Annotated in this window: 13 protein-coding genes; 6 read left to right on the forward strand and 7 right to left on the reverse strand. The window is 44.1% G+C overall.

The window, feature by feature from the left end:
* Nucleotides 1-390: 390 nt before the first annotated feature.
* Nucleotides 391-1503: a DNA replication/repair protein RecF gene (gene recF / locus RMO79_RS23875; RefSeq protein ID WP_310485768.1), complete on the forward strand. Its 1113-nt coding sequence runs from the start codon at nucleotides 391-393 to the stop codon at nucleotides 1501-1503.
* Here recF and RMO79_RS23880 read toward each other — a convergent pair.
* The 4 genes from RMO79_RS23880 to RMO79_RS23895 form a co-directional block, all read right to left on the reverse strand.
* Nucleotides 1500-2285 (reverse strand): glutathione S-transferase family protein, encoded by a 786-nt coding sequence (locus tag RMO79_RS23880; protein WP_310485769.1) that lies wholly within the window; start codon nucleotides 2283-2285, stop codon nucleotides 1500-1502. The two genes, recF and RMO79_RS23880, sit on opposite strands and share 4 nt — an antisense overlap.
* A gap of 155 nt (nucleotides 2286-2440) precedes the next feature.
* Nucleotides 2441-3100 carry a response regulator transcription factor gene (locus RMO79_RS23885; protein ID WP_310485771.1) on the reverse strand — a complete coding sequence of 220 codons (660 nt, stop codon included), beginning with the start codon at nucleotides 3098-3100 and terminating at the stop codon, nucleotides 2441-2443.
* 72 nt (nucleotides 3101-3172) lie between these two features.
* Nucleotides 3173-3568 (reverse strand): hypothetical protein, encoded by a 396-nt coding sequence (locus tag RMO79_RS23890; RefSeq protein ID WP_310485772.1) that lies wholly within the window; start codon nucleotides 3566-3568, stop codon nucleotides 3173-3175.
* Between the two features lie 103 nt (nucleotides 3569-3671).
* Entirely contained in the window at nucleotides 3672-4649 is a 978-nt protein-coding gene (locus RMO79_RS23895) for a sensor histidine kinase (RefSeq protein WP_310485773.1), read from the reverse strand.
* A 390-nt stretch (nucleotides 4650-5039) separates the two neighbouring features.
* Here RMO79_RS23895 and RMO79_RS23900 point away from each other — a divergent pair, with 390 nt between their 5' ends.
* The 5 genes from RMO79_RS23900 to RMO79_RS23920 all read left to right on the forward strand — a co-directional run bounded on the left by RMO79_RS23900 (nucleotide 5040) and on the right by RMO79_RS23920 (nucleotide 11772).
* Entirely contained in the window at nucleotides 5040-5789 is a 750-nt protein-coding gene (locus RMO79_RS23900; RefSeq protein ID WP_310485774.1) for a hypothetical protein, read from the forward strand.
* Nucleotides 5790-6047: 258 nt separating this feature from the next.
* Complete coding sequence (locus RMO79_RS23905) at nucleotides 6048-8147, forward strand: prolyl oligopeptidase family serine peptidase (protein WP_310485775.1); 2100 nt, start codon at nucleotides 6048-6050, stop codon at nucleotides 8145-8147.
* Nucleotides 8148-8194: 47 nt separating this feature from the next.
* Nucleotides 8195-9172, forward strand: coding sequence for a GNAT family N-acetyltransferase (locus RMO79_RS23910; protein WP_310485776.1), 978 nt, complete (start codon nucleotides 8195-8197; stop codon nucleotides 9170-9172).
* A gap of 28 nt (nucleotides 9173-9200) precedes the next feature.
* Complete coding sequence (locus RMO79_RS23915; protein WP_310485777.1) at nucleotides 9201-9650, forward strand: GNAT family N-acetyltransferase; 450 nt, start codon at nucleotides 9201-9203, stop codon at nucleotides 9648-9650.
* 52 nt (nucleotides 9651-9702) lie between these two features.
* The gene (locus RMO79_RS23920) at nucleotides 9703-11772 is read left to right on the forward strand and encodes a BamA/TamA family outer membrane protein (protein ID WP_310485778.1); all 2070 of its coding nucleotides are present in this window, start codon (nucleotides 9703-9705) and stop codon (nucleotides 11770-11772) included.
* A 126-nt stretch (nucleotides 11773-11898) separates the two neighbouring features.
* Here the strand turns inward: RMO79_RS23920 and RMO79_RS23925 are convergent, their stop codons facing one another.
* The 3 genes from RMO79_RS23925 to RMO79_RS23935 form a co-directional block, all read right to left on the reverse strand.
* On the reverse strand, nucleotides 11899-12108 hold the full coding sequence (locus RMO79_RS23925) for a hypothetical protein (protein WP_310485779.1): 210 nt from the start codon (nucleotides 12106-12108) through the stop codon (nucleotides 11899-11901).
* 49 nt (nucleotides 12109-12157) lie between these two features.
* A complete protein-coding gene (locus RMO79_RS23930) occupies nucleotides 12158-12364 on the reverse strand; it encodes a hypothetical protein (protein WP_310485780.1) in 207 nt (68 codons plus the stop codon).
* Nucleotides 12365-12772: 408 nt separating this feature from the next.
* Entirely contained in the window at nucleotides 12773-17731 is a 4959-nt protein-coding gene (locus RMO79_RS23935; RefSeq protein WP_310485781.1) for a tetratricopeptide repeat protein, read from the reverse strand.
* Between the last annotated feature and the right edge of the window lie 402 nt (nucleotides 17732-18133).

Here is an 18133-nt window from a genome sequence, read left to right on the forward strand (position 1 = left end):
AGAAAAAGAAGCTCCCTTTTTATGGAACCGATTTAATTGGCAACAGGGAGATAGATTGCAAGACAGTAAACCCTCACCATTATTTACTGCTTTATGCAAAAAATTTCCACAGTTAGTCAAGAAATAGATATAGCGATCCTAATTGATAAACTTCGTTTGTAGTACAAAAAATTATTAGATAAATTGCTCTATCAGTTGTGTATCAACAGATTGAGCTTTAAACATAAGTACTATAAAATGATAAACTCATTTAGGATTGCTATAATATTTTTGTTACTTTTTAATTTACATGTCTCATCTTAGTCCGCGTAGGCGGACTTTGCATCACCAGCGGCGACTTCAGTCGCTGAATAACCGAACCGTATTGCAATCTCCCCTATCTCCCAATCCGTGTTTTTAAATCGTCTTCATCTGCGTAATTTTCGGAACTATCAGGAACAGGAAATTGTTTTTTCTGCCCCTAAAACTATTTTACTTGGAGATAATGCTCAGGGTAAATCTAATCTTTTAGAAGCAGTAGAATTATTATCTACACTTAAAAGCCATCGAGTCACACGAGATCGAGATTTAGTATTGACAGGAGAAACCGAAAGTAAAATTACTGCGCAATTAACGCGCAAACATGGCGAGATCGATCTGGCTTTATTATTAAGAGATAAAGGTAGGCGAACTGCAATTGTCAACCGCGAAAATCTCAAACGACAGCTCGATTTTTTAGGTATCTTAAATGCTGTCGAATTTTCAGCATTAGATCTAGATTTAGTTCGGGGTAATCCAGAGACTCGCCGCCATTGGATCGATGCATTATTATTTCAAATTGAGCCAGTCTACGCACATATTTTGCATGAATACCAGCGAGTAGTAAAACAACGGAATAGTTTACTCAAACAAGCAGAGCAAAGATCTTTAGATCCCGCCGAATTAGAATCATGGAACCATCAATTAATTATTACTGGTACTAAAGTAATTAGGCGACGGATGAGAATTATCGATCGATTGACACCAATTGCTAGTACCTGGCATACTAAAATTAGTAAGAATACCGAAAATCTAAAAATTAATTATGCACCTAATATAAACGCTTTAGAAAACACACCCGAATCAATCTATCAGGCATTTAGCGATCGATTGCAGCTACGTTTTATTGCCGAGCAAAGTTTAGGTAATACATTAGTCGGCCCCCATCGGGATGAAATAGAACTCACAATTAATGATACCCCGGCTAAAGCGTACGGTTCGCAAGGGCAACAGCGCACCCTTGTTTTAGCACTGAAATTAGCCGAGCTAGAATTAATCGAACAAATCGTTGGCGAACCACCATTATTGCTGCTCGATGATGTCTTAGCCGAACTCGATTTAACTCGTCAGAATCAACTGCTTAGTGTGATTGAAGATCGCTTTCAAACATTAATCACCACCACCCATTTAGGTGCCTTTGATGCCAAATGGTTAAACTCATCACAAATTCTCCAAGTCCGATCGGGTAAGATTATTCCGACCTAATTGCTAAGATTTACGATCGCATTCGATTCTACCGAATTAGAGCGATGTTCGCGATACATTCGCAGCCCAAATTTGCCCGCTGAGGTGCCTTGAGCGGTGCGGATATCAGTTTGCATCTGAGTGGGTAAAGACTCCAGCGGAGCGGGCGAAATATGGTGTTCTGGAGGCTGAAGGATTGGTGCGGCTAGTGCGGCAAAAGTAATATCGATCGCTGAAAATCGCTCTCCTAATAAGTATTTACGTCCATCTGCTAGCAATCCATCGACTCGATCGAATACAATCTCTATTTCTCGATAAGATTCCGCACCGGATGTTGCGGTAATATCAAAATTCTGCTTGAGAATCGCGCCTACTCTGGGAAAGATAACTGGAAATAATAACTTTTCCCAAAATGGCACGCCCAATGTCCAACGCGGATAGAGTAATTCAGACGTGGCAATATAAGAATATCCCCAGCGGCGAGTATGTACGCCCAATGTGTTATTAAATAATATCTCTAGTTCCGTACTGAGTAACTGCAATTGTGGATCGATCGGATATAGTTGCTCTGGATAAAGTCTGTCTAAATAGCGTAATATATCGGTAGAATCAGTCGCCGCACCTGTCTCTGTTACTAATACGGGAACGGTAGTTCCACCATACTTTTTCGTGGCTCCCCGATGAAATGGTGGCATGTGTGCCAATTCTTTAAAAGGAATTTGTAAGTAATCTAGTCCCCACCGAGCTTTTTCGCTGTAATGGCTGACGGGAATGGTAATTAGTCGGAAGTTTCTAGGTATCATAAGTTAGTGGATAGTGAATAGTGGATAGATTTTATTGTAAAGAGAATTGAGCGGTGCTGAATTGCGATCTGAAATATAGGGTAGGGCAATGTCTTGTCTTGCTAAACCGTCGGGGAACCCGACGAGCGCAAGCCGCTTCATGAATTGCCCCTACCCTATATTTCAGGAGATGAATCGGTGAAATTCTGCGCTACCCAGAGTGCTACTTGCAGCCTGTCGCGTAAATTTAGACAGGTAAGAATATTGGTAACATAATTTTTGACGGTACCTTCGCTGAGATGGAGATCGATCGCAATTTCGCGGTTGCTTTTGCCTTTACCAATATGTTTAAGAATTTCAATTTCGCTATGATTGAATTGTTCTAAAACTGCTAATGTTGACGAAGGTGTAACGATAGGTTCGGGTATGCGTGCGAATACCTTGAGGGCGATGGCTGGATCTAATTGACCGAATCCGCGATCTAAACTGCGAATAGCAGTAGCTAATTGTTGAGATGGCGTACTTTTAAGGATATAACCTAACGCTCCATTTTGAAGCGATTGACAAATATATTCATCTTCATTAAAAGTCGTCAATACCATAATCCGAATCCACGGAAATCGCTGATGGATGACTTTGGTGGCTTCGACTCCATTACAAATTGGCATCCGCACATCCATTAAGATCGCATCGGGGCGAAGTGTTTGGGCGAGCAAAATTGCCTCTTCCCCATTGCCAGCTTCCCCGACAACTTCGATATCTGGTTCGAGATTAATTAATGCGGCTAATCCTTGCCTAAAAATAACTAGATCGTCAACCAATAATAAGCGAATCATGAATTATTTAATAATTGACAATAGCGGCGATGTCGATCGATAATTAAGCTACTTCATATTAAGCACAAGAAATTAATTACGATCGTGTCGATCGGACTTAGCTATTCCTGTAAATCGTGAGTATTTTGCTATTTTACTAGCAGCGGATGTAACTGCTATTAAACCAGTGTTAATATCCTCAAAGAAAATTACTCCACCAATATGGTTACTTGCCAAGAAAGGTGCATGATAAAATTGATATTCTTTAATATAAATTGTCAAAATATTATCGATATTGGTAGGTTTGCCGAAGATTTGTTGACATACCTGTGTGATGACAGTCAAGAGAAAGTCTTGTCGAACTGGCTCGCCGAGATCGCTAAATTCTGGAATATCGCCAAATTCATCCATATAATACAACCAAATTTTAGAGAGATCTGTCTCTTTTTGGAGCTTTTCTTTGAGTTTGTATAATTTTTCGAGTTTCATGGCTATTGGGTATATATGCAGTGCTAGAAAATTATAGTTACTCGTTGGCGTTCAGCTTCGCGTCTCGGAGAGAAGAGAAGCCTACGGTCGGTAATCGACAATTTTAGCTGGATGCAGGTACAAATATTTTAATTTGCGTACCTTGTCCGTCTTTACTGGTGATATGAAATTCGCCACCCAAACATTGCACGCGTTCTTTCATATTTCTCAAGCCAAATCCGGGGTGGGGTCGATCTAGACTGAATCCGTTACCATTATCGCAGATTTGTAATACAGTACCATTATTAACAATTTTACTCTCGATCGTCACCCGATCGGCTTGAGCGTGCTTTTGGATATTAGTTAGCGACTCTTGCACGATACAATAAAGTTGATAGCTCGACTGGAGCGATAGCTGGGGAAATTGGAGATTGACGATAATTTGAAATGGCTGGTTTTGCTCCGCTAAGGCGACAATTGCCTCCTTGAGGTCAAAATTCGATCGCTTCATCGTTCCCAAGGCTTGACGGACGTTATCGATCGCTTGAGAGCTAAGTTTCTTAGCAAGATCGATCGATTGTTGCGCTCGTGCTGGTTCTGTTGCTTGCAACCTTTGAGCGAGTTCGATTTGGACATCTAATGAAGTCAGTGAATGTCCTAAAGTATCGTGAATATCTCTGGCGATGCGATTGCGTTCTAAGTCTGTGGCTAATGTTTCTACTTGTTGAGTCAGACGTTCGGCTTTTTGGCGAGACTTTTGTTCTTCGACCCAAATATTACCAAATAGCAATACAAAGACGCAATTAGACAGATCGCCCATCACGATGTTAGTGATAATTCTGGGTACATTCAAATAAGCCTCAATGTCTCGATTCCGAATTGACTCGAATATTTCTGGCGCACGCACACTAAAACTAGTGACACCTAGAACCATTGAAATAGCCGCGATCGCAATTACTTCTCGGCGTGGCAATAACAGACAACCCTTTAAAAGAAATACTAAATTTAGAGTATATATAGGTACCTTCAGATGATTAGCAGTAGCAAAGATAATAATTGAGATGAGGAAATAAACTCGCCGTTGCCAGAGTGGGCGATTCATAGGCAAAATTGCGATTAGAGGCGAAATCGCAATTATCGATAGAACAATATTGATAATATTCGGTAACGATTTTCGTAACTCTGGATCGTTCAAATTAAACCATGTACTAACGAATAAAACACACATCTCGACGATTAATAGCGATCGACGGGTAGTTGGTGAAATAGAGGGTAAGGTTATCATCAGCAATCGATCGATTGACGTTCGATCCGATTTTAGTTCGATCGCGATCCCGATCGATATGACTTTAGTAATATTTTCTATGACCTTAGGTAGTACTCAGACATCTGGGTTTTAGGTTAATCTTTACTATGTCTGCGTTCCGGTAGCATTAAATTCGATGCTTCAGCAGATTTAAAGATATGCGGAAGTTTCTACAGAGGTGAAGGCATGAAAAGTTATCTAGCCTATTTATTGGTCATTACTGCTTCGATCTGGATGACAACGCCGCCGTCAGCCGTCGCTAAACCCAAGCAATCGAACATCGTCAAGGAATCTCCTACCAATCGAATTATCTCCCCCGCATCTGCACTAGAGCGGCTGATAGTTGCTGAAAAATTGGATGCGAGTTGGTTTACACCTGACTTTCTCAAAGCGGTGGATAAAAATTCGGATGTGAATGCGCTGCAAATCCAGCGGGATATCACGATGAAGATCGGACGATTTAGGTATGGCAAGTATAGATCGGTTCAGTCGATCGGTAATAGCAAATATCGAATTATCTTCGAGCGTGCCAAGCCCGATGATGTAATTGTCAAGCTAGCAATGGATAACAGCGGCAGAATTGCGGGTGTGGATATTAGCGAGAAAAATAAACCAGCACCAACAGCACAAGCGCAAGCATCGGCTCAAGCTGCACTCGATAAATCTTTCAAAACAAACACCCGTGCTAACGGCGAAAATAGCCCGATCCTGACTAGTCTCAAGCAATGGCTGGGGGATTATCAAAAAGTTCAGAAGATAGATGCAACTGACTATGTGGGCATCTTTGAGCGCGGTTCGGCACCTGTAACTATTAATTTTAAGCCAGATGGATCGATTGAAAACTACAAAATGGGTTGTCCTACTACCAAGGTTTCGCGCCAGCAAGCACCCGCCGAGCTTCAGAAAGTACTAGCAAACTGTCCCAATCTCAAGTAAATACAGCTACCTGCGATATTCCTGCGATATCCCCGACTTCTCCGAGAAGTCGGGGATATGTCACCCAGTTTAATCGGACATAATCGGACGTAATTGGACATAATTGGCTCATTAATCGGACAAAGTGGCTAATCTGATGGCAAGTATCGATATTAATATCACTCAAAAACTACTGATGCTAATTGCTGAAATTGACTAATTCAAATCTACTCACCAAATAAAATCTTTTTACAAATTAATTTTATCGAGAAATCTAATATGACTGAAATCAATATCAAACCGATCGCATCCATCAAACCCGTTACTGATAACTACTTTGGCACAGATGTAGTAGACAACTATCGCTACATGGAAAATTTTAACGATCCGACAGTACAACAGTGGGTGAAAGCACAAGCCGATTTTACGATCGAGACCCTCTCACAACTACCTGAACGCAAGGCTTTTTTCGATCGAATGGTGGAATTAGATAGTTCGGTTTCTGCTAAAGTATCTGGAGTCTTTCGTCTAGTCAATGGCAAAATCTTCTACCGGAAGATCGATATCCAAAGTGAGACATCGAAACTCTACATGCGATCGAGTCTGGATAGTCCAGAAATTCTGTTGGTAGATCCCGATAGATTTCGGCAAGAGACTGGTAATACCCATGCTATTAATGAATTCAACCCATCAGGAGATGGGAAATATGTTATCTACTTAGTTTCCGCCAACGGCTCGGAAGATGCCTCGCTCTATGTGCTGGACACTCAAACGTTACAGAACATCGATGTACCGATTTCGCGGACACCGGAATCAACTTGTTGGTTGCCCGATAATCAGTCGTTTTTCTATCATCGACTCCAAGAGATGACAGCAGGGATGGCAGAGATCGACAAATATCAAAACAGTCAAACCTATTGGCATCAACTGGGCACAGATCTAGAACAGGATAAAGTTATCCTCCAGCAGGGAATTGCACCAGTGGAAAACCTACCGCCATATGTTTGGCCATGTATAACCCACGTATCATCTGACTATGCGATCGCTGTGATCTTCAATGGGACACAGCTAAATATCGATGCTTATGTGTCCACGATCGATTCACTCAGCCAGGATACTCCAAAATGGATCAAAATTTGTGATGCTGCTGATGAAGTCAGGAGTTTTACGGCACATGGAGCAGATCTATATTTACGAACTTCTAAGAATGCCGCTCGTTTCAAGATTATCAAAACATCATTGGCTAATCCCGATCTAGCTGCTGCTAAAACTGTGTTGGCGGAAAGTGATTCGATCGTCAAAGATCTATTTGCAGCTAATAATGCGCTGTATGCGATCGTCACAGAAAACGGCATCGGCAAGTTAATTCGGATTACTTATGATGGCAAAATACAGCACCTAAACCCGCCGTCTGATGGAGCTATCAATTTCCTGACAAACGATCCTCGCGCAGATGGAGTTATCATCAGTATCAAAACTTGGACAAAATGTGAAAGCCATTATGAATACAATCCCGCCACCAGTTTATTTACCGATTTAGAATTGCAACCTAAAGGTAAATATGATGCTCCTGAGGATTTAGTTGCGACAGAAGTAACGGTAAAATCCCACGATGGTGTGATGATACCGCTGTCAATCATTCACAAACAAGGGATGAAATTAGATGGTGCAAATCCATGTTTGTTGATGGGCTATGGTGCTTATGGTTATTCCTTCGATCCCTTTTATCTACAGACTCAATCTGTTTGGTACGAGCGCGGGGGTGTATTTGCGATCGCTCATGTGCGCGGGGGCGGTGAAAATGGTGAAGAGTGGTATCGTGCTGGATTTCAACAAACTAAGCCGAATACCTGGAAAGATTTTATTGCCTGTGCCGAATATCTGATCGAGCAAAAATATACTTCTCCAGCCAAACTAGCAGGTGAAGGCGCAAGTGCAGGTGGGATTTTAATCGGGAGAGCGATTACCGAGCGTCCCGATCTATTTGCGGTGGCAATTCCTCGCGTCGGCTGTCTCAACCAAGTCCGATTTGAAACAACACCAAATGGTGTGAATAATACCCCTGAATTTGGCAGTTGTGAGACTGAATCAGGTTTTCAGGCACTCTACGCAATGGATTCATTTTTACATGTTCGTGATGGGGTCGATTATCCAGCGATGTTGATTACTCATGGTATTACCGATCCGCGTGTCGAGCCGTGGCAATCTGCCAAGTTTGCTGCCAGAGTGCAAGCCGCATCGGCAAGTGGTAAACCCGTGTTGCTGCGGATGGATTATGAAGCAGGGCATGGCATTGGTTCGACTAAAACCCAGCTAATTCAGGAACGTGCCGATATGTTCGCTTTTATGATGTGGCAATTTGGGATCGAGGATTGCTAGCTTAGTAATGTCGATGGCATGTTATTAAATTGGGAGTGTAAATAAGTATGGAAAATTCATCAACCATAATGCGCTCTTATCGAGGTGATTCAGATCTCCAATTACTTGTAGATTTATTCGATGCTTGTGAGAAAGTCGATAATTTAGAATTATCGATTTCGATCGCTCAACTGCGATTAGAATTAGCATATCCGACAATCGATCGAGAGCGCGATTTGAGCCTGTGGGAAGATGCTAATGGGCAATTAATGGGGTTTGGAGAATTATCGATCGACGAGCCTACTCCAGGCAATCTCGCCGATGGGACTTTGTGGTTTGTAGTTCATCCGATCGCGCGCGGTGGCGATTTAGATCGGCAAATTATTGAATGGGCAGAAACCCAGATGCAAGAAGTCGGTAGGGAGCGTCAGGGACAGCCGAAATTATTCACCTGGAGTCGGGATAGTCGAACGGAACGCATCGCTATTTTGAACCGTCATGGATTTAAAGAAGACCGTAATTTTTGGTTTTTATCTCAACCTCTAACTCAAGAAATTCCCAAACCGCAATTACCAGCAGGCTTCACTATTCGTGCTGTCGATGCAGATCGAGAAGCACACTCATGGGTAGATCTCCACAATCGATGTTTTATCAATACGTGGAACTATCATCCCCTAACTATCGAAAGCTACAAATCTCGATTGGACAACCCAGAATACTTGCCAGAATTAGATTTAGTAGCTATCGATCGTGAAGGTAAGTTTGCTGCTATTTGTTATTGTACGATTAATCGGGAACATAATCTATTTATCGGCAGACAAGAAGGTTGGATCGCACTTTTATGCACCAGTCCAGATTTTCGACAGCAAGGATTGGCAAGAGCAATGTTGTTGCATAGTTTAGATCGGCTCAAGGCTTTAAATATGACTATTGCTAAAATTGGAGTTGATTCAGAAAATCCGTTTGGAGCGAGAAAGTTGTACGAATCAGTCGGATTCGATCGGCTTTATACCAATATTGCCTATGTCAAACATTTATCGATTTAACATAAATGGAAAGAATAGATCCATCATAATGAAAGATAGCCAAAATTTCACACTTCGTCCCGCTAACTCAAATGATGCAACATTATTTTATAGTGTTATCGATCTGACAATGCGTGAATTTATCATTGCTACTTGGGGTCGATGGGACGAAGTACGAGTACGAGCCGAATCTCACTTACATAGCAGATCGCCTAATTCTCAAGTCATTGAGATCGATAATATATCTGTGGGCGTACTGCGGGTTGCTAGATTTTCGACATATATCGAACTCGAACAAATCTATCTCTTACCCAAATATCAACGGTTAGGTATTGGTAGTGCATTAATTAACCAACTCATTGCTGAAGCAGATCGATCGAGCATTCCCATTCGGCTGCGGGTAATGGCAATCAATCCCGCCAAAAAATTCTACGAACATTTGGAGTTTATTGTTGCTGAAGAGATACCAGATTTTTTCTTAATGGAAAAAGTACCTTAATTTTACCTATTACCCGATCGCTCCTCACCACTTTAAAATATTTTCACTAACTATGCGTTTAAAATTACTCTTCACGATCGCACTCACCGCCATCTTTCAAATTACAACTACCATCTCTACTCGTGCAGAAACCATAAAAAGCGATCGATTAGTAGATCGAGCAAATTTAGCTAGTTCTTTAAATATTACCAACGATCGAAACAAGCCAAATATCGTCGCTAAATCGAGACGTAAATCTTCCCAGCCAGCCAATCGCCAAAAACCGCAACCCGTTACTAATCCGGCTACTGACTCTCCTGCGAGTGCCGAAAAACAAGTTATCGTTTCTGAGATTATCATTACAACAGATCGAGATCGACTCGCCCCAGAATTAGAGTCCAAAATTCGGCAAGTACTCACGATTAAAACCGGACAAAAAACCGATCGCGCTCAATTAGAACAAAACCTGAATGCAGTTAAGGCATTAGGTGATTTTGCAACCGTCGAAATCGTGCCCACAGATACAGCTAAAGGCGTGATAATTAGCTTTGTAGTCAAACTCTACGGCACGCTCGATCGAGTCCAGATTAAGACGCTGCCAGCGGCTAGTAGTAGCGTTTTAACTGCTGCGGCGATCGATGAAATATTCAAACCTCAATATGGTAAACGGTTGAATTCGATCGAACTTAAAGCCGCGATCGACAAGTTGAATCAGCTTTACCAGAAACAGGGCTATAACCTCGCTCAAGTCGTCGATGTCGAAGAACTTAATGGCGATGGCAAACTAACTTTAGTCATCGCTGAAGGGCAAATCGAAGACGTACGGGTGCGATTCTTGAATAAAAAGGGTGAGGCTGAAGATGAGAATAAAAAACCGATTACAGGTGAAACTCGACCATTTATTATCACCCGCGAGGCGCAATTAAAATCGGGGAAAATTTTCAACCGGGCTGCTGTGGAAAAAGATTTGCGGCGAATTTATGGCTTGGGTTTATTCGACGATGTGCGGATTTCGTTCGCGCCAGGTACCGATCCGGCAAAAGTAATCCTTCAGTATGATGTCATCGAGCGGGGTAAAAACTTCTCGATCGTGCCAAATGTCGGCTATGGTTCTGTAAATGGTTTTTTTGCCAGCCTCAACTATAGCCAACTCAATGTTGGGGGTAACGCGCAAACATTAGGTGCGAACGTTCAACAAGGTACGACAGGGTTATTAGGCGATCTGAGCTTTACCGATCCCTGGATTGCTACCGATCCCAATCGCACATCTTATACTGTCAATGCCTTCGCCCGTCGATCGACATCTTTCGTTTTTGGTGGTGGTGAAACGCCGCTATTCGTACCGGGGACTGTCAACGATACGCCGACGATTCTCAGAACTGGCGGTGGAATTACGTTCAGTCGTCCGCTCGATGGCAATCCTTTTAATGACAGCGGTTGGCGCGCTTCGGTGGGGGTGCAATATCAACGAGTTTCGACGCGAGATGTTAATGGTGGCGCAATCGTTTCTAAAGATTCGGGTGGTAACGATTTGAGCTTTAGTAAAACCGGACAAGACGATTTATTGATGCTCCAGTTGGGATTGACTCAAGATGCGCGGGATAGTTTTTCCGATCCGACTCAAGGTTCGCTGCTCAAATTGGGTGTAGATCGATCGATTCCCGTAGGATTGGGAAGTATTAATATGACTAAAGCCAAAGCTAGTTTTACTCAATACGTACCAGTGAAATTGACCAACTTTACACCAGGGAGTCAATCGCTGCTGTTCAATCTGCAAGGTGGAACGATTTTAGGCGATTTGCCACCCTATGAAGCCTTTAGTTTGGGCGGCTCGTCGGGCGTGCGGGGTTATGAAGATGGCGATGTGGGTTCGGGACGCAGCTATATTCAAGCTACTGCCGAATATCGATTCCCAGTTGTCTCGTTCTTTGGTTTGGGTGTATTTGCCGACTATGGTAGCGATTTAGGCACGGGAACCAGCGTTCCAGGAAATCCGGCTGGCGCGCGGAGCAAACCTGGGAGCGGCTTTGGCTACGGTGCTGGGGTGCGTTTTCAATCGCCGATCGGCCCATTACGTCTCGATTATGCCATTAACGATCGCAGTGAAACCCGAATTCAGTTCGGACTGGGAGAAAGATTTTAGGCTCGATTCGATCGGAATATGCAAACCCAAATTAACAATGCTTAAAAAGATTGTATTCCTACTTTCGCAGCAGGTCTAATATTTGTCGCTCGATCGCGAAAGGGTAGCTGTTAGAAATTCAGGTTCTTAGCATTGGAATACGTTAGATACAACAGTAACGATTGTTGCAGATGCAATTAATCCGAATGCTAGATTTACTATCGACTGAGTAGCTTTTTGGTAGTTATCGAATTTCTCGTTAAAAGTATCGATTTTGGTTTCTAGCCTAGTTTCACAAGCCCTGAACTCGGCTTTGAGTTCGTCGATCGAATCCAAGACTTGTTGTAATTCTGACATTGGGTGAATGCACTTGTTTAGATGTAATTCTATTATAAGTTTTACAAGCTTATTCGTCAATAGTTTGACTACTTTTTGTAAGCTCGATGAGGACGATCGGGTTAATTTGGGCGATCGCATCTAAAAACTGTCCGATTGCTGCACCATTGCCATGTATGTATCCTGCTTCTATCGATATTGATTTCAGCTTTTCAAGCGTCTCTGGTTTGACTCTGTAGCCACCTAATCCAATTTTATTTAATGCTGGTCTGGACATGATTTAGTGCTTAAACTCTAATTTAAATTTAGCGAGTTTATTAGCGATCGTCAACAAAAAAAGGCGATCGAACCTAAAAGATCCGATCGGCTAAAAAAGCAGTGGAAATCTAGACTCGACGACTGCGAAGTTTGACGATTTGCTTGCATTGACTCGTTCCTGCTCATCACACAGTCTAAAATTATCTCAGGTTAGAACTTTGATGACTATTAAGAAATCGTATGATTTACGTTCTAATTTTGAAGATCGCTATTAAATTAGAAGCTAGTCCGATCGACCCGAACTGCTGTTTTTACCCGCCAAACATATATGGAAACCCAAGATTTACTGCTATTAGTCGTATTGCTCTGCCCAGGTTTGCTACTATCAGTGACAATTATGCTCACCTTTGCTGCTGGCGGCTAAAATTTACCAGTCTGGCTGAGTGAGACTCCGTGCTTGCTGGTACGATTGCTCGGCTTGTTCCCACTGGCGGAGACTGCTTTGAACTCTGCCCTTATTAAACCAGAACTCCGGACGCTCTGGTTCAATTTTAATGGCTTGTTCGAGGCTAAATAAAGCATTATCGAGTCGATCGATCTCGATCAGGCAATTACCGCGACTATTCCAAGCTTCTGCCAGATTGGGATCGAGATTGAGCGTAACTTCATAATCGGCACAAGCCTTGACAAATTCCCGCTGGAGGAAATGAATATTCCCCCGACGGTACCAAGCATGGGTAGCTTTAGCATCGATTTCGATCGATCGATCGAGACTGACAATCGCTTCATCTAGCTGTCCTAAAGCTTGCTGGGCGATCGCCTGTCGATACCAAATCTGTGGATCGCGATCGTGCAGGTTGAGGCTGGCTTGATAGCACTGGAGAGCCTCAGCATAATGCTGGAGGTTGAGATGAATGGTGCCCTGGTTATTCCAGCCCGTGGGGTCTTGAGGGGCAACCTTGGTGGCTTGGCGGTAACTGTGGAGGGCACCTTCGAGGTTACCGAGTTGAAATAAGGCACTACCGCGACTATTCCAGGCGCGATCGAGGTTGGGAGCGAGGGTGAGGGCGCGATCGAAGCTCGCCACAGCAGATTCCCACCGACCGAGTTCGAGCAGAGCGTTACCACGATAGTGGTAGGCTTGTCGATCGTCGGGATTGAGGATCGCACAGTTGTCATAACAGGCGATCGCATCTTCATATTTCTGAAGGTGAAACAGGACGATGCCCCGATTGAGCCAAGCGAGCGGATCGAGTTTATCGATCTCGATACTTTGCTCGTAACAGGTAAGAGCTGCTTGCCAACAGCCTTGATGTTGCAGTGCCATGCCTTTCCCATTCCAAGCATGGGCATCGTGGGGGTGAATTTGGAGGCTGCGATCGTGAGCAGTGGCAGCTTCTTCGTAGCGGTGGAGTTGAAATAAGGCTTTACCGCGATTGTGCCAACTTTGATAAAACTGAGGTTGCAGTTCGATGGCTTTGTCGTAACTGACGATCGCTTCTTCATAACGTTTGAGCGATCCCATCACGTTCCCATGATTGTTCCACGCGTAGTAGTCTTCTGGTTTGAGAGCCAGAGCGCGTTGGTAGCTAACGAGCGATTTTTCTAACTGCCCTAATTGAAATAGGAGATTGCCATGCTGATACCAGGCTGGTGCGTAGTTGGGATCTAGTTCCAGACAGCGTTGGTAGTTGTAAAGATTTTCAGTAGGCTTTACATCGAGCTGAAACTGCGCTTGTCCGCGTTGATACCAGGCGAGGGCAAATTTGGGGTCGCAATAGATCGCCCGATCGTAACTAGTCAGTGCATCCGTCCAGCGTTCTAAGTTGGCTAATAAGTAACCGCGATCGTACCACGTTTGGGCGGTGGGTGCTAGTTCTAGTGCCTGCCGATAGGCACTTAAAGCGGCGATAAATTCGCCTTGATGGTAGAGAGCCTGCCCCAATAAATGCCAGCTCGTCGCCCGATCTGGCTGGAGGCTGGTGGCAGTTTGTAAGCTGGCAATTGCTTTACTAAAGTCGCCCAGTTCAATCGAGATTCTGCCGTGCTGTTCCCAAATTTCGGGATTGTCGGTATCGATGGCGATCGCTTGAGCGCAGACGATGGCGGCGGTTTCCCATTCACCTTTTGCCGCCTGAACTTGGCTTTGGTTGTAGAGAATCGCTTGATTTTGCGGATCTAGGCTCAAGGCGCGTTCGTAGCAACTATTCGCCGCTTCCCAGCGATAGAGCTGGGCACAGGCTAAACCTTTAGCATACCAGGCGGCTTCGTTTTCATCAAATTGGAGCGCGAGATCGTACTGCGCGATCGCTGCTTCCCACCGAAGGAGCTGCGCCAAAACGCGCCCGTGACTGTAGCACAGATCGTAGCTGGGGGTGGTTAATGCCTCGACGCGTTCGTAACAAGTGGCGGCTGGCTCCCATTGTTGAAGTTGTTGGAGAGCCTTAGCTTGACGATACCAAGCTTGGGGCCGATCGGGTTGGAGATTGGTAACTTGTTGGTAGGCGTAGACAGCTTCTTGCCAGCGATTTAATTCCCACAACAGATTCCCTAGCCCGTACCAGGTATCGGGATCTTGGGGGTGAAATTCGATCGCCCGATCGTAAGCGAATAGCGCGGCTTCGGGATTACCGATTTGAGTTAATTCTTTACCTAAATTGTGCCAAGCGGGATGGTAATCGGCTTGGAGTTGAATCGCGCGGCGGTAACTGGCGATCGCATCAGCAGAACGATCTAAATGAGCTAAGATCAGCCCGCGATCGTTCCAACTGTGATAATCGCCAGGATTCAGTTCTAGCGATCGATCGTAAACGATTAAGGCTTCGGGATAGTGTTGGAGTTTGAGCAGCGTTTTGCCCTTGAAATACCACACTTTAGCCGCATCGGCATTGATATTGAGAGCGCGATCGTAGCTGTATAGTGCGGCTTCCCACTGCTCTAAATGCGAGCAGGCATAGCCCCGCTGGTACCAACCATCAAAACTATCCGGTGCCTCTGCTAGAGCCAAATCGTAACTCTCGATTGCCTCTGCATAGCGGTTGAGTTTAAATAGCGATTGCCCTTTGCCCTGAATGGCTGGATAAAAATCGGGGGCGATGGCGATCGCCCGCTCGTAATTAGCGATCGCATATTCATATCTTTTCAGCTCGGAAAGTGCGTTACCGCGCTCGTACCAAGCCTGATAAAAATCCCGATCTAGGGCAAGTGCCCGATCGAAACTCTCTAATGCCGCAGCGCGATCTCGTTCTAATCCTTGTACGATTCCGTAACTATGCCAAATTGCCGGATCTTTCGGGCGCAATTTTAACGTTCGCTCGAAACTTTCGCGCGCGGCGGCATATCTACCGAGTCCGGCTAGCACTTTACCGCGCTCGTACCAAGGTTCGTAATTATCGGTATCTAGATCGATCGATCGATCGTAACAGCTTACAGCCTCCTCCGGGCGACCCAATTTAGCTACAGCTAACCCGCGACTGTGCCAAATGTATGGATCGTCTGGCTGGTATCCTAAAGCTTTGTCGTAACTCTCGATCGCAGCACCATAGTTACATTGATGAGCCAATGCCATCCCTTGATTGTACCAAGCTGGATGAAAATCAGGATTGAGTTTGAGTGTGTGCTGATAGCTGCTAATTGCCTCGTCATATCGCCCCAAATGAAATAGCACGAAGCCCAAATTATTCCAAGCTTGATGGTAATCTGGTTTGAGCCGGAGCGTTCGATCGTAACTTGCCAAAGATCGATCGTACTGGCTCAGGTGAAACAGTGCCATGCCCTTGTTATACCAAGCTTGATGAAAATCTGGGGCAATTTCTAAAGTGCGATCGTAACTGACGATCGCCTCCTCGTAACGTTGGAGTTGAAATTGAACTACTCCCAAATTATTCCAAGCTGTATAAAAGTCGGAATGCAGTCGCGTCGCCTGCTCGTAACAACTAATCGCCGACTCAAATTGACCGAGTTTAAATAACGCTTTGCCCTGATTATTCCAAGCATCGCTGTGATGTGGTTCGATTTGCGTGGCTTTGCGATAACAATCGAGGGCATGTTCGTACCGTTTCAATTGAAACATGGCTTTACCGCGATTATTCCACGCTTCGGCATCTTTAGGCACTAGCGTAGTCGCCTGCGTATAACAATTAAGGGCTTCTTGGGGACGATCTAGTTGCAACAGAATATTACCGCGATTCATCCAGCCTTCGGCTAGTTGGGGTTGAAGTTTAGTGACGACTTCATATTTACGAAGTGCGGTTTCGAGTTCGCCCAGATGGAATAAAATATTTCCGCAATGATTCCAGGCTTGATAAAAGTCTGGCTGGAGTTGGGTAACTTTGGTATATGCGGCTAGGGCGGCTTCAAAGTCACCTAAATAAAATAAGACTTTGCCCTGATTATAAGCGGCGGCAATAAAGTCAGGAGCCAAATCGAGCGCGCAACGGTAGCATCGCAAGGCATCTTGAAAACTTTTTTGCTCGAAGTGGGCGACACCTAAATTATTCCAGGCTTGATAAAATTGTGAATTAAGTTGTGTTGCTTGCTGATAAGACTTAATTGCCGGGGCGATTTTACCTAAATAAAACAAAACTTGACCCTGATTGTTCCATGCAAAACTATCTTGAGGATCGATCTGTAAACTTTGTTCGTAACAACTGCAAGCGGCGTGGACTTGACCGACGTGAAATAACAACCATCCTTTGTGCGATAGAGTTAGGCTATCATCTGGTTGAATTTCTAGTGCTCGATCGTAAGCCGCCAATGCTTCATCGTACTCTTGTAATTCAAACAGCGCGCGCCCTCTTTGATACCACGCAAACCGATCTCCCGGATCGATTTCGATCGACAGATCGCAACTCTTAACTGCTTGGTGATAATCTTGCAATTGAAATAATACCCAGCCGCGATTCGCCCATGCTTCGGCATCTTGCGGCTGAAGTTCGATCGCCCGATCGTAAGACTCTAATGCATCTGTCAATCGTTCCAGTCCTACTAAAACCCAACCCAAATTCACCCAAGCTGCTTGCTTGTGTGGCTGTAACTCTAGCGTTTTATTGTAACAAGCTAAGGCAACATCCAGCTTACCTGCATTACGGTACAAGTTTCCCTGCTGATACCAAGCTTCTGGGTCATCTGTTTCCACGAGAGCTTTGGGGTATTCGGGATCGCCTAGAAAATCTTGCTTCATTGTTACATATTTCGCCGTGTTTGTCTGTGGTAGCAGTTCGATCGGACTTGCTTCGCTAGGTTGATGTGCGATCGCCAGATCGGCAACTTCTGTAGGCGTGGATAATCGCGCCTCAACAGTTGGTTGCAGCTTTTGGGCAGCAACTTGTGGAGTAAACTGTAACTTTTGCCAACGATCCCTCACACCCCAAAGTCTAGTTAACACGATCGGTTTCCAAAATATTAAGATCATTCAATATCGACAACCACACCCTCACTGCTGAGTACCTAACTCGCCATATTTATCGATGTTAGACTCTGATTCCAGTCATGACAGGAAGGAAATCTGGAACGAGCTGGGTAAATTTAATTACACGTGTATCATTAGTTACCTTGAAGTATTGCGAATATGCAGCGATTATACCTAAAATAGACTAAGTTGATTGTTAATTTAACAACTTAATCCAAGGTATAAAAAAGATACCTTGAATCGAAATAATTCGATGTTTAGGACCTCATCTTTTTACCAAAATTGAATTCACGTAAATTATATTACATAAGTCCGAAAAATCATCTTTATTTTCACGAAGATCGGTCAAACCGATCGACTGGTTTCAAATCGATCGGT

The sequence above is a fragment of the Chamaesiphon sp. VAR_48_metabat_403 genome (assembly GCF_031422475.1).
Classification (GTDB): Bacteria; Cyanobacteriota; Cyanobacteriia; order Cyanobacteriales; family Chamaesiphonaceae; genus Chamaesiphon.